The following is a 13409-nucleotide window of genomic DNA, read 5'->3' as shown; positions in this document are numbered from 1 at the left end:
GAACCCGTGTCGATCCATCCCTTCGGCCGGCTGCCGGACGGCCGGGCGGTGCACGAGATCCGTCTTGCCAACGCCGCCGGCGCCACCGCATCGGTCATCACCTTCGGCGCCGCGGTTCGCGACCTCGTCGTGCCGCTCGGCGGCGGGATGCGGCGCGTCGTGCTCGGCTTCGCGGCGCTCGACGGCTATCTCGACAACCGGCGCTATCTCGGTGTCACCGCCGGCCGCCATGCCAGCCGCATCGGCGAGGGCCGGCTCGTCCTCGACGGCACCGTGCACCAGCTCAGCCGGAACGACGGCCGGCACCATCTGCATGGCGGCGCGACCGGCTTTTCGCGCCGCCTGTGGTACATCGTCGAGGCGAGCGAAAGCGCGGTCACGCTCGGGCTGGTCTCGCCCGATGGGGAGGACGGCTATCCCGGCCGGCTCGATGTCCGCTGCACCTACCGGCTCGAGGAGCCGGCGTCGCTCTCCGTCGAGATGACCGCGACGACGGATGCGCCGACCATCGTCAGCCTGGCCCATCATTCCTACTTCACGCTCGCGCCCGGCGCGTCGATCCGCGGCCATCGCCTGTGGATCCCGGCGAGCCGCCATGTGCCCTTCGGCCCGGACCTGGTGCCGACGGGCGACCTCGCGCCGGTCGCCGGCACGCCCTACGACTTCCGCACGCTCCGGCCGATCGCCGGCCCGGATCCATCGGTCCTGTATGATTGCTGCCTGGTGCTCGACCGGGAAGGGCAGCGGCTCCAGCCGGCCGCGCGCCTCGAACCGTCCGATGGCGGCTTTCGGCTCGAGGTCGCGACCACGGAACCATGTCTCGTCTTCTATGATGGTGCCGGGCTGGGGCCGGATCGGCCGGCGGTCGACGGGTCCTGGCATTTCGCCCATGCCGGGCTGTGCCTGGAGCCGATGCGCTACCCCGACAGCCCGAACCAGCCGGCCTTTCCCCAGGCCGTGCTGCGGCCCGGCGAGCTGTATCGCCAGCAGACCACCTACGCCTTTATCGAGCCGTAGCGGTTCATTCGCCGGCGAATTTGAGCCCGAGCGCCGCGCGCGCGGCATCCATCATCGTAATCATCTGCAGCGACTTGGCATGCGTCATGACCGGGCTTTCCAGCGCGCCCGAGCGGAGCAGGTTGCAGAAATGCGCCGTCTCATAGTTGAGGCCGCCGCCTTCGAACGGGTGGTCGAGCTCGACGACACGGCCGTCCACGTACCGGATCGTGGCGCGGGCCGGGTTCCACCAGTTTTCGTGGATCGTCACATGGCCGCGCGGCGCCGCCAGCAGGGCATCGCCCCGGCCGTGAAGATCCAGGCCGCAGAATAGCTGCGCGATTCCCCGTTCGTGGCGGCAATTGAGGCTCGCGAACGTATCGACGCCCGTTGATCCCAACCGGCCGATGGTCTGGACATCGAGCGGTGCACCGAGCCAATCGACGGCCAGGAACGCCTCGTAGATGCCGATGCTGAGCAGCGCGCCGCACATGTGTTCGAACGAGAATGTCGGGTGGTCCGCCGGCACATCCGCTCTGGAGCAGCCGGCGCGCACGAACCCGATGTCGCCGATCGGGTCGTCGGCGAGGTGCTCGCGCAGCTTCCGGTACAGCGGATAGAAGGGCGGCTTCATCGCCTCCATGAACAGCCGCTGCCGGTCGCGCGCCACGGCGAGCACGCGTTCGAGCTGCGCGGCGTTGACCGTCGCCGGCTTTTCGCACAGCACAGGCTTGCCGGCGGCGAGGCCGGCGATCGCGTAATCGGCGTGGCTGTCGTGCAGCGTGGCGATGTAGACGGCGTCGATGTCGCTCGACAGCAGTTCGTCGAGGCTGGCGCAGCTTTGCGCTCCGAACTGCTGCGCCAGGACGTCGGCCGTCGACGCGCGACGCGACCAGACAGCCGCCATCTGCGTATCCGGGGCATGCGCCAGGCCATGCCCGAAGCGGCGCGCGATGTCGCCCGCGCCGACGACGCCCCAGCGGATGGTCTTCTCTGTCGACATGTCCCTGCTCTTCCAAAGAGGGCGGGAAACGGCTCCCTGCGCAGCCGTTCCGCACCCGGATTTGACACGTCTCCCGCGTTGACGACAAGTTTGTTTGGAACTATAACAAACATACTAATGAAGCGAGCCCGTGCCGGCGGCCATGCCGGGTGGAAGCAAGCCCGAAACATCACAGGAGAGGCGAATGGATAAGGATCTATTGGGTCGTTATCTGATGTCCCGCCGTCGTCTGCTGCAGGGCGCCGCCCTGGGGCCGGGCGCCGCCTTGGCGGGGCTCGGCGGCCGATTTGCCCGCGCCGCGCCCGCCACGCCCCTGAGCTTCATCGGCTGGCAGTTCCAGCCACAGATCGTCGAAGAGAACGTCAACACCTTCAAGTCGCTGTATGACGAGAACGTCAATTACGAGCTGGTGACCGGCGACTACCACCCGGTGGTCGAGACCAAGCTGACCGGCGGCCAGCGCATCGACATGCTGTATGCCGAGGAGGACCACATCGCCCGCTGGTGCGCGGCGGAATGGACCCGCGACCTGGAGGGGCTGGACGGCGTCGACGAGATGAAGGCCGGCATGTTCCCGGTCAGCGTCAAGTCGATGTCGTTGCCCGACGGCAAGCTGGCGGGGCTGCCCTATTACGCCGGCCACAACGCCTTCATCTACAATGAGGAGCATCTGCAGAAGGCCGGCCTCCAGGTGCCGGACAGCTGGGATTCGCTGCTCGACGCCTGCCGCAAGCTGAAGAAGGACGGCGTGTCGGACGCGCCCTACAACAGCGCCTGGGGCCAGAAATGGCCGGAGCTGTCCTGGAGCATCTTCTCCTGCTGGTACGCGGAAGGCGCGCCGGTCTTCGACGCGAAGAACGACTTCGTCGACGACGCCGCGCTGCGCAAGGTGCTGGAGACGCACCAGGCCCTGTACAAGGAGCAGCTGGTCGCGGCCGACATCATGACGCTGCCGAATGAGGGCGTGCCCAGCTACGCCACCGGCCGCCACACTTTCATGGTGCTGCACGACTACGACCAGAAGGTCGCCAACGATCCCAAGCTCTCGAAGGCCGCGGGCAAGGTGAAGAACGCCCTGATGCCGGGCAAAACCAAGTCGACCTTCGCCTGGACCGCCGTCTACATGATGGGGGCGCAGCCGACCGACGTCGAACGGACCTGGAACCTGCTGCGCTTCTTCGGCGGCAAGTCGAAGGACGGCCAGTACCATGTGATCAAGCGCTGGGCGCTCGATTTCGGTCTCGGCTCCGCCTACAAGGAGGTGATGGCCGATCCGGAAGTCGTCGCCAGCTTCGGCAAGTGGCGCGACCTCGCCGTCACCAACAAGCAGCTCGAGCTCGCCACCTCCCGCGACATCGCCAAGCAGATCTGGTTCCCGGAATGGGACCTGTTCATGATGCAGCGGGTCCAGGAATACATCCGCGGCAGCATGTCGACCGACCAGATCGTCGACGAGCTCGGCAAGAAGGTGGCCGAGCTGAAGCAGCAATACCAGTAGCCAGCAGGAACGGCGATCGCGGCATCGCCGCGATCGTCCTTCGCGAGCCATTCGTCGGAGGGGCGGCCCGGTGTCGATCACCATCCCGCAAGCAGCTGCCATTACCCGTCCGCGCCGCCGCATCGGCCGGATCCCCGGCTTCGCCTATGGCGCGGTGGCGCCGACCCTGGCGATCGTGATCGCCGTCGTCGGCCTGCCGCTGGCCTACAGCCTCTATCTCAGCCTCCACCGCACCAACCCGATTACCAAGCGCTGGATCTTCGTCGGGCTCGACAACTATGCCGGCATGCTCGGCAATGCCGAATTCTGGGCGGCGCTGGGCCGCACCGGCTATTTCGCCGCCTTCTCGGTGATCGGCACCACCGTGATCGGCATGGCCATGGCGCTGGTCCTGAACGAGCGCTTCGCCGGCCGCGGCTTCCTGCGCAGCGTCATGCTGGTTCCATGGGCCATGGCGCCGGTCTCGGTCGGCGTCCTCTGGTCCTTCGTCTATGCCGGCGACTACGGCGCGCTGAACGGGCTGCTCAACGACCTTGGCCTCGGCTTCCTGGCCACGCCCTGGCTCGGCGACGGCTTCCGCGCGCTCAACCTGGTCGCCCTGACCCAGGTCTGGAACCAGGCGCCGCTGACCGCCCTGTTGCTGCTGGCCGGGCTGCAGTCGATGCCCGGGAACCTGCACCGGGCGGCGATGCTGGACGGTGCCGGTCCGGTCGCCCGCTTCTTCGCCATCACGCTGCCCTGGCTGAAGCCCAACCTGCTGTTCATCGCCATCATCGCCACGATCAACTCGCTGATGGCCTTCGACATCCTCTGGATCATGACCCGCGGCGGGCCGGGTGCCGCGACCACGGTCTTCGCCTGGCTCGGCTACCTCTATTCCTTCCAGTTCCTGAAGTTCGGGGAAGGGGCGGCGATCCTCTACGGCCTCACCATCCTCAGCTTCGTGCTGGCGATCCTCTATTTCCTGGTGCTCGGGCCGCGGCAGAGCCGGGCGGCCGAGGCCGCCAACGGGACTGCCACGGACAGCGGCCGGGTCGGCGCCGGCCGGCGGCATGCCATGGTGACGCTGCCGCGCTACCGGCCGCGGGCGCGGCTGCCCAGGCCGGTCGAGGCCGCGCTGGCCCGCTTCGGCTTCGCCCTTTCCGCGCTGCTGATCTTCCTGTGGTCGGCGCTGCCGGTGATCGCCCTGGTGCTGATGAGCATCACCCCGGCCTCGGACCTGATCCGGACGCCGCCCACCATGGTGCCCAGCGGCTTCACCCTGCAGAACTTCACCGCGGTGCTGGCGCCGGAGCTGGCGAGCGGCAACGAGACCAGCGTCCAGGCCAAGCGGGTGCCGCTGTCGCTGCTGAACAGCTTCATCGTCGGCGTGGTCGTGGTGACGATCAGCGTCGCGCTCGGCACCCTGGCCGGCTACGCCTTCGCCCGGCACGGCAAGGCCCGGTTCTTCCGGATCAGCCTGTGGGGCCTGCTGCTGACCCGGATGACGCCGGCGCTGACCCTGGTGCTGCCCTTCTTCGTCATCTTCCGCACCCTGGGGCTGATCGACACCCGCACCGGGCTGGTGATCGCCTACAGCAGCATCCTGCTGCCGCTCAGCGCCTGGATGATGAAGAGCTATTTCGAGGGCATCCCCGCCAGCCTGGACCGGGCGGCACTGATCGACGGCTGCTCGCGGCTGAAGATGCTGTGGAAGATCCTGCTGCCGGTGGCCCGGCCGGGCATCATCGCCGCCGCGATCTTCTGCTTCCTGGTCAGCTGGAACGAATTCCTGTTCGCGCTGATCCTGACCTCGACGCCGAACGCGCAGACCATCCCGGTGGTGCTGTCGGGCTTCCTCAGCCAGGCGCGCTTCTACGAATACGGGCCGATGTTCGCCGCCAGCGTGCTGTCGATCGCGCCGCCGGTGCTCGTCGCCTTCCTGTTCCAACGCTACCTCGTCCAGGGCGCGCTCTCCGGCGCCGTCAAGGGCTGAGCCGGGAGGCCTTCATGACCTCGATCAACATCCGCGCCGTGTCCAAGAGCTACGCCCAGCACCGGGTGCTGAAGGGGCTCGACCTCGACATCGCCGATGGCGAGTTCATATCCTTCCTCGGCCCCTCCGGCTGCGGCAAGAGCACGCTGCTCTACTGCATCGCCGGGCTGGAGGAGATCTCGACCGGCAGCATCCTGTTCGACGGGCGCGACATCAGCGGCCTGGCGCCGCGCGACCGCAACATCGCCCTGGTGTTCCAGGACTACGCCCTCTACCCGCACATGGCGGTGCGCGACAACATGGCCTTCCCGCTGCGCCAGCAGAGGGTCGGCGCCGACGCCATCAGGCGCCAGGTCGCCTGGGCGGCGGAACTGCTGGGGCTGGAGGAGCTCTTGGACCGGTCGCCGGCCGAGCTGTCCGGCGGCCAGCGCCAGCGCGTCGCCGTCGGCCGCGCCATCGTCCGTAACCCGGCGGCGCTCTTGATGGACGAGCCGCTGTCCAACCTCGACGCCAGCCTGCGGGTACGGATGCGCACCGAGATCAAGCGCCTGCAGCGCGAACTGGCGGTGACCACCATCTTCGTCACCCATGACCAGGAGGAGGCGATGGTCCTGTCGGACCGGATCGCCGTGATGCATGACGGCGTGCTGCAGCAATTCGCCGACCCGATGGCGGTGTATCGCGAGCCCGCCAACCAGTTCGTCGCCGGCTTCATCGGCAGCCCGCAGATGAACTTCCTGCCCGGCTCCGCCGTCTCCGGCGGCCAGGACGACAGCCGGGTGGTCGGCATCCGCCCGCACGATTTGACGCCGGCGGCCGAGCCGGAGGACGGGGCCCTGTCCCTGACCGGCGAGCTGGCGCTGATCGAGCCCGCCGGGCCGGTCCATTTCCTCGACGTGCTGGTCGGCGACCGCATGGTCAAGGCCACCTGCGGCGACCCCGGGGCCTTGCGCCCCGGCGCCAGCCTGACCCTGACCGCCGCCGACCGCAGCATCCACCTGTTCGACCGCGCCAGCGGCGCCCGGGTCTAGTCCACCAAGGAAGCGTGCATCCCATGGCCTTCGATCTCGTGCTCCGGAACGGTCGGGTGATCGACCCGTCGCAGGGCATCGACCGCGTCGCCGACGTCGCCTTCGCCGGCGGCAAGGTGGCGGCGGTCGCCGCCGGGCTGGACCCCGGCGGCGGTGCCGTCCGCGACGTCTCCGGCCTGATCGTGACGCCGGGGCTGATCGACCTGCATACCCATGTCTACTGGGGCGGCACGTCGCTCGGCATCGACGCCGAGGAGTTCGCGCGGAGGAGCGCCGTCACCACCTGCGTCGACACCGGCAGCGCCGGGCCCGGCAACTTCCCCGGCTTCCGCAAGCATGTGATCGAGCCGAGCCAGATCCGCATCCTGGTCTATCTGCACGTCTCCTTCGCCGGCATCTTCGCCTTCTCAGAACGGGTCATGGTCGGGGAAAGCCATGACATCCGGCTGATGGCGGCGCGGGATGCGGTGGAGGTCGCCGATGCCAACCGCGACGTCATCATCGGCATCAAGGTGCGGATCGGCCGCATCGCCAGCGGCCCGGCCGGCATCGGGCCGTTGGACGTCGCCCTGCAGGTGGCGGACGAGACCGGCCTACCGCTGATGGTCCATATCGACGAGCCGCCGCCCTCCTATGAGGCGGTGGTGGACCGGCTGCGGCCGGGCGACGTGCTGACCCATTGCTTCCGGCCCTTCCCGAACGCGCCGGTCACCCGCGACGGCCGGATCAAGCCGGAGGTGCTGGCGGCGCGGGAGCGCGGCGTGCTGTTCGACATCGGCCACGGCAAGGGGTCGTTCGGTTGGAAGACCGCGCGGACGATGCTGGCCCAGGGCTTCAAGCCGGACACCATCTCCTCCGACGTGCATGCGCTGTGCATCAACGGCCCGGCCTACGACCAGGTGACGACGCTGTCGAAGTTCCTGGCGCTGGGCATGCCGCTGGACGAGGTGATCGCGGCCTCGACCGTCAACGCCGCCAAGGCGCTGAACCGGCCGGAGCTCGGCACGTTCAAGCCCGGCAGCGTCGGCGACGCCAGCATCCTGTCGCTCAAGGACGGCGCCTTTCCGCTGGAAGACGTGCGCGGCGAGGTCGTCACCGCCGGCCGGCGGCTCTTCGCCGAGGGCATGGTGGTCAACGGGCGCTGGTGGCACCCGGAAGGAGCGGAATGATGCAGCGCGACGACGTCGAGACCTTCGCCAACCACATCTGCGGGCGCTGGGAAGCCGAGCCGGAGTGGATGCCGGCGGTGAACCCGGCGACCGGCGAGCCGATCGGCCGGCTGCCGCGCAGCAGCCGCGACACGGCCCGGCGCGCCATCGCCGCCGCCCGGCAGGCCCAGCCCGGCTGGGCCGCCACGCCGGTGTGGGAACGGGCGAAAGCCTGCCTCGCCATCGCCGCCCAGATCGACGGCGCCCGCGACCGCATCGCCCGCACCCTGAGCCTGGAGCAGGGCAAGCCCTTCAAAGAGGCGCAGGGCGAGGTCGGCAAGGCGGCGGACGGCTTCCGGCTGGCGGCCGAGCTGGTCAAGCAACTGCGCGGCGAGACCCTGCCGGCGGAGGACCCGAGCAAGCTGGTGCTGACCCTGCGCCAGCCGCGCGGGGTCTACGCCGTGATCACGCCCTGGAACTTCCCGGTCAACATCCCGGTCGAATACCTGGCGCCCGGCATCGCCACCGGCAACGCCATCGTCTGGGTGCCGGCGCCGACCACCTCGATGGCCGCGGTCGAGCTGATGCGTGCGATCGAGGAAGCGGGGCTGCCGCCCGGCGTGGTCAACCTGGTGATCGGGGAGGGGGCGGTGGTCGGCGACGAGATCGTCGCCCATCCCGGCACCAACGGCATCGGCTTCACCGGCAGCCCGGCCACCGGCCAGCGCATCGCCGAGCGCGGCGCCGGCAAGCCGATGCTGCTGGAGCTCGGCGGCAACGGGCCGGTGCTGGTGTTCGCGGACGCCGATCTCGACCGCGCCGCCGCGGCGGCCGCCGGCGGCGCCTTCTTCAACGCCGGCCAGGTCTGTGCCGCCACCGGCCGGGTCCTGGCCCATCGCAGCATCGTCGAGCCGTTGGCGCGGCGGCTGGTCGAGATCGCCCGGTCGCACAAACTGGGCGACCCGCTGCAGCAGGGCACCACCATGGGGCCGCTGAACAACCCGAAGGTCGCGGCCAAGGTGCGCGAGCATGTCGACGACGCCGTCGCCCGCGGCGCCACGGTGCTGGCCGGCGGCAAACCGCGGCCGGACCTCGGCAGCGACCTGTTCTTCGAGCCGACGGTGATCACCGGCGTCACCCGCGACATGCGGATCAACCGGGAGGAGACGTTCGGCCCGGTGGTGCCGGTCCTGGCCTTCGACGATGACGACGAGGCGCTGGACCTGGCACTGGACACCGAGCACGGCCTCAGCGTCGGCGTGTTCACCGCCGACATGGACCGGGCGCTGCGCTTCGGCGAGGCGATCCCGGCCGGCATCGTCAACGTCAATGCCGGCAGCACGTATTGGGAGCTGCACCTGCCCTTCGGCGGCGGCTCCGGCACCAGGAGCGGCATCGGCCGGCTCGGCGGCCGCCACACGCTCGAGGCGATGACCGAACTCAAGATGATCTCGATCACCCGGACCCTTAGATGACCACAACCACACCTTCTCCCGCCGTCGCGGCGCGGCTGCTCGCCGACCTCGTCGACCTGCTGCTGCCGGGGGAGGGCGACTGGCCCTCCGGCGCCACCATCGGCGTCCAGTCGACGCTGGCGATCCATCTGGTCGAGGAGCGCGGCGAGGCCGACCTCACGCGCCTCGCCCAGGCGATCCTGCAGGCCGGCGGCCCGTTCGCCGGGCAGCCGGAGGAGCGGCGAATCGCCATCGTGCAGGCCCTGGAGGCGGCGGAGCCCGAGCTGTTCGGCTGGGTCCGCGACGCCGCCTACTACGCCTATTACGAGAGCCCTTACGTGGTCGCGGTGATCAACGCCCAGGGCCACCCCTACCGGCTGCGGCCGCATGTGAAGGGCTATCCCTTGCCGCGCTTCGACCCGGCCCGCGACGCGCCGAAGCACGGCCGCGGCCGCTGGCTGCCGACCGGGGCGGTGCGCCCGGTCGACATCTCCGCCCTCGATCTCGACAGCGACCGCACGCAAGCCTGGGGCCTGAAGCGATGACCAAGCCATCCTGCGACATCCTGATCATCGGCGCCGGCGCCACCGGCTCGCTGGCCGCCGTGGTGCTGGCCCAGGCCGGGCTGAAGGTGGTCTGCCTCGAGCAGGGCTCCTGGGTCGAGGCCGGCGACCACCCGCATTACAGCTCCGACTGGTCGTGGCAGCGCCGCACCCGGTGGAATGCCGACGTCAACCGCCGCCGCCATCCGGACGACTACCCGGTGGTCACCGACAGCTCGCAGGTGCTGATGTGGAACGGCGTCGGCGGGTCGACCAATGTCTATGGCGCGATCTGGCCGCGCTACCGGCCCTCGGATTTCCGCAAGGGCGACGAGCACGGGCTGCAGCCGAACTGGCCGATCGCCTATGAGGACATCGCCCCGTTCTACGAGGCGGCGGACCGCATGATCGGCGTCAGCGGCCTGGCCGGCGACCCGGCGATGCCGCCGCGCGACTCCTGCCCGACCGGCCCGCTGCCCTTCACCAAGGCGGCGCGCCGCCTGTCCCAGGCCTTCGACCATCTCGGCTGGCACTGGTGGCCGGCCGAGGCGGGGGTGATCTCCGAGGATTACGACGGCCGCCCGGGCTGCAATGGCTGCGGCATCTGCAACGGCTGCCCGCGCGGGTCGATGAGCAAGTATTCGCTGTCGATCTGGCCCAAGGCGCTGTCGGCTGGCACCGAGCTGCGCATCCACGCCCGGGTGCTGCGGATCGAGAAGGGCAGGGACGGGCGAGCCACCGGCGCCCTCTACATCGACCGCGAGACCGGCCGCACCGAGTTCCAGCCGGCCGAGATCGTGGTCGTCGCCGCCAACGGCGTCGGCACGCCGCGGCTGCTGCTGGCGTCGGACAACCTCGCCAACCAGTCCGATCAGGTCGGCCGCAACCTGCTGCACCACACCCTGGTCGGGGCCGAGATCTGGGTCGACGAGCCGATCGACGGCCATATGGGCTATGTCGCCTCGCTGATCAGCCGGCAATTCGCCGAGACCGACACCAGCCGCGGCTTCGTCAACGGCTTCAACTTCAACTGCCTGACCAGCACCTCGGCCGCCGCCGAGGTCGCCGCCGGCTGGATCACCGAGACCCGGGCGCCCTGGGGCCGCGACCACCACCGCTGGTTCGAGCGCCATTTCGGCCACGGCATCGGCATCTACGCCATCGGCGACGACCTGCCGAACCCCGAGAACCGCGTCGCCCTCGACCCGGTGAAGCGCGACGCCGACGGCATCCCGGTCGCGACCATGCATTATGCGCCGGGCGAGAACGACCGCCGGATGATGAACTACATGCTCGACCGGCTGGTCGACATCGGCACCGCGGCCGGCGCCTTCGAGGTCAAGCTGCAGGACTACCGCGACAAGGACGGCGTCTACCGCACCCCGGCCTGGCACATGATCGGCACCTGCCGCATGGGCAGCGACCCGGAGAACTCCGTAGTCAACAAATGGCACCAGAGCTGGGACGTGCCGAACCTGTTCATCGTCGACGGCAGCATCCTGGCCACCGGCGGCGTGGTCAATCCGACCCCGACGATCTCGGCCCTGGCCTTGCGGGCGGCGACCCATATCCGCGACAATTTCCGCGAGCTGAAGGGCGCGACCCGGCCGATGGCGGCCTAGGCCCGAGGGAGTCCGATCGATGCTGCAGCCGCCGCCGGCCGAGCCCGGCATGCGCGAGGAGGAGGTCGACACCCCGGCCCTGATCCTCGACCTCGACGCCTTCGAGGCCAATCTCGACCATATGGCCGGGCTGGCCGCGAAGGCCGGGGTGAAGCTGCGGCCGCACGCCAAGACCCACAAATCGCCGGTCATCGCCCATCTGCAGCTGGCGCGCGGCGCGGTCGGCCAATGCACCCAGAAGGTGGCGGAGGCCGAGGTGCTGGCCTGGGGCGGGGTGCCCGACATCCTGGTCAGCAACGAGGTGGTGTCCCCGCGCAAGCTGGCGCGGCTGGCGGCGCTGACCCGGATCGCGCGGGTCGCGGTCTGCGCCGACCATGCCGACGGCGTGGCGGCGATCGAGGCCGCGGCCGAGGCGGCGGGCACGCGGCTGCCGGTCCTGGTCGAGATCGATGTCGGCACCGGCCGCTGCGGCGTGGCGCCGGGGGAGGCGGCGGTGGCGCTGGCCCGGCGCATCGCCGCCAGCCGCCACCTCGTCTTCGGTGGGCTGCAGGCCTATCACGGCCGGGCCCAGCACCGCCGCTCGCCGGAGGAGCGTGCCGCCGCCATCGCCGAAGCGGCCGAGGCGGCAGGGCGGACGGTCGAGGGCTTGCGCCGGGCCGGCCTCGACTGCCCGATCGTCGGCGGCGCCGGCACCGGCACCTTCGCGCTGGAGGCGGCGAGCGGCGTGTTCACCGAGCTGCAGGTCGGCTCCTACGCCTTCATGGATGCGGACTATGCCCGCAACGACCCGCCGCCGCCCTTCCGCCACGCGCTGTTCGTGCTGGCGACAGTGATGAGCGTGCCGCGCGACGGCGCCGCCGTGGTCGATGCCGGCCACAAGGCGCTGCCCACCGACAGCGGCATGCCGCTGGTCTGGGGCCGCGACGGCATCCGCTACGAGGGGCCGTCGGACGAGCATGGCCGGCTGGTGATCGACCCCGGCGCCGCCCGGCCGAAGCTCGGCGAGCGCCTGCGCCTGGTGCCCGGCCATTGCGACCCGACGATCGACCGCTACGACTGGTATGTCGGCATGCGCAACGGCCGGGTCGAATGCCTGTGGCCCGTCGCCGCCCGCGGCGCGATGGCCTGACGGCGGCAGAACCAGTTGAATATGCACAGGAATGATGGCGGAGAGGGAGGGATTCGAACCCTCGGTGCCCTTGCGGACACAACGGTTTTCGAGACCGTCCTATTCAACCACTCTAGCACCTCTCCGCAGAGGCATGGCGGGCGGTCCGAAAGACCCCCTCCGCGTGGCCGGCGCGGACCATAGTGGAGAGCGTTCGGCCATGCAAGCGTCGATTGCGGAGGTGGAATCCCCGCTTCCGCATTCCGCCGTTGACACGCCGGCGCGCCTGACTATAGTGCCGCGTTCACGGACACGGGTGCTGGTTCCGGCTGGCACCCGTGCTCGTTTTTGATCACCTGAGGACGAACCGCAAGGGGCGTTCTCCTAGTCGACGGCAGCTTGACCATGTTCGCAGTCATCCGCACCGGTGGGAAACAGTACCGGGTCGCCCAGGACCAGCTCATCACCGTCGAGCGCCGCGCCGGCGCGGCGGGCTCGTCCGTTACCCTGGACCAGGTGCTGATGCTCGGCGGCGACGGCGCTGTCCAGATCGGCACCCCGGTGCTGGTCGGGGCCTCGGTCACGGCCGAGGTGGTCGAGCAGACCCGCGGCCCGAAGGTCATCATCTTCAAGAAGAAGCGCCGCCAGAACTACCGGCGGAAGAAGGGCCACCGTCAGGACCTGACGGTGCTCAAGATCACCGCCATCGCCGGCGCGTAAAGAGGAGATCGACAGATGGCACATAAGAAGGCCGGTGGTTCGTCGCGCAACGGCCGCGATTCGGCGGGTCAGCGCCTCGGCGTCAAGATTTTCGGCGGCCAGGCCGTCATCCCCGGCAACATCATCGTGCGGCAGCGCGGCACCAAGTTCCATCCCGGCGTCAATGTCGGCATGGGCAAGGACCACACCCTGTTCGCTCTGGTTCCCGGCAGCGTCCAGTTCAAGTCGGCCGGTGGCCGGATGACGGTGTCGATCGCCCAGGCGGACGCCGCCGAGTAACGCCTCGCCCCTTCCGGGGGCTCGCAGGCACGG

General features: G+C 69.8%; 12 protein-coding genes and 1 tRNA gene. 11 read left to right on the top strand and 2 right to left on the bottom strand.

Annotated features, from left to right (window positions below):
• Positions 1-6: 6 nt before the first annotated feature.
• Entirely contained in the window at positions 7-1017 is a 1011-nt protein-coding gene (locus AAHM41_RS08460) for an aldose epimerase family protein (RefSeq protein WP_342236089.1), read from the top strand.
• A gap of 4 nt (positions 1018-1021) precedes the next feature.
• Here the strand turns inward: AAHM41_RS08460 and AAHM41_RS08455 are convergent, their stop codons facing one another.
• Positions 1022-1999, bottom strand: coding sequence for a Gfo/Idh/MocA family protein (locus AAHM41_RS08455; RefSeq protein WP_342236088.1), 978 nt, complete (start codon positions 1997-1999; stop codon positions 1022-1024).
• Between the two features lie 214 nt (positions 2000-2213).
• Between AAHM41_RS08455 and AAHM41_RS08450 the strand changes: the two genes are divergently transcribed.
• From AAHM41_RS08450 to AAHM41_RS08415, 8 genes are all read left to right on the top strand, one after another.
• Positions 2214-3497, top strand: coding sequence for an ABC transporter substrate-binding protein (locus AAHM41_RS08450; protein WP_342236087.1), 1284 nt, complete (start codon positions 2214-2216; stop codon positions 3495-3497).
• A gap of 70 nt (positions 3498-3567) precedes the next feature.
• Entirely contained in the window at positions 3568-5472 is a 1905-nt protein-coding gene (locus tag AAHM41_RS08445; RefSeq protein WP_342236086.1) for an ABC transporter permease, read from the top strand.
• 14 nt (positions 5473-5486) lie between these two features.
• A complete protein-coding gene (locus AAHM41_RS08440; RefSeq protein WP_342236085.1) occupies positions 5487-6503 on the top strand; it encodes an ABC transporter ATP-binding protein in 1017 nt (338 codons plus the stop codon).
• Between the two features lie 23 nt (positions 6504-6526).
• A complete protein-coding gene (locus tag AAHM41_RS08435; RefSeq protein ID WP_342236084.1) occupies positions 6527-7672 on the top strand; it encodes an amidohydrolase/deacetylase family metallohydrolase in 1146 nt (381 codons plus the stop codon).
• Positions 7672-9126 carry an aldehyde dehydrogenase family protein gene (locus tag AAHM41_RS08430; protein ID WP_342236083.1) on the top strand — a complete coding sequence of 485 codons (1455 nt, stop codon included), beginning with the start codon at positions 7672-7674 and terminating at the stop codon, positions 9124-9126. The genes AAHM41_RS08435 and AAHM41_RS08430 overlap by 1 nt, the downstream gene beginning before the upstream one ends.
• On the top strand, positions 9123-9650 hold the full coding sequence (locus AAHM41_RS08425; RefSeq protein WP_342236082.1) for a hypothetical protein: 528 nt from the start codon (positions 9123-9125) through the stop codon (positions 9648-9650). The genes AAHM41_RS08430 and AAHM41_RS08425 overlap by 4 nt, the downstream gene beginning before the upstream one ends.
• Positions 9647-11269 (top strand): GMC family oxidoreductase, encoded by a 1623-nt coding sequence (locus AAHM41_RS08420; protein WP_342236081.1) that lies wholly within the window; start codon positions 9647-9649, stop codon positions 11267-11269. The genes AAHM41_RS08425 and AAHM41_RS08420 overlap by 4 nt, the downstream gene beginning before the upstream one ends.
• A 19-nt stretch (positions 11270-11288) precedes the next feature.
• The gene (locus AAHM41_RS08415) at positions 11289-12398 is read left to right on the top strand and encodes a DSD1 family PLP-dependent enzyme (RefSeq protein WP_342236080.1); all 1110 of its coding nucleotides are present in this window, start codon (positions 11289-11291) and stop codon (positions 12396-12398) included.
• Between the two features lie 35 nt (positions 12399-12433).
• Here the strand turns inward: AAHM41_RS08415 and AAHM41_RS08410 are convergent.
• A tRNA-Ser gene (locus AAHM41_RS08410) sits at positions 12434-12523 on the bottom strand.
• A gap of 259 nt (positions 12524-12782) precedes the next feature.
• Between AAHM41_RS08410 and rplU the strand changes: the two genes are divergently transcribed.
• Together rplU and rpmA are read left to right on the top strand one after the other, a co-directional pair.
• Positions 12783-13097 carry a 50S ribosomal protein L21 gene (gene rplU, locus AAHM41_RS08405; RefSeq protein ID WP_342236079.1) on the top strand — a complete coding sequence of 105 codons (315 nt, stop codon included), beginning with the start codon at positions 12783-12785 and terminating at the stop codon, positions 13095-13097.
• A gap of 15 nt (positions 13098-13112) precedes the next feature.
• The gene (gene rpmA, locus AAHM41_RS08400) at positions 13113-13376 is read left to right on the top strand and encodes a 50S ribosomal protein L27 (RefSeq protein ID WP_342236078.1); all 264 of its coding nucleotides are present in this window, start codon (positions 13113-13115) and stop codon (positions 13374-13376) included.
• The last annotated feature ends 33 nt before the right edge of the window (positions 13377-13409 follow it).

The sequence above is a fragment of the Inquilinus sp. OTU3971 genome, assembly GCF_038440215.1.
Note: the sequence above shows the minus strand (reverse complement) of the source record. Positions and strands in the feature narration are given on the sequence as shown.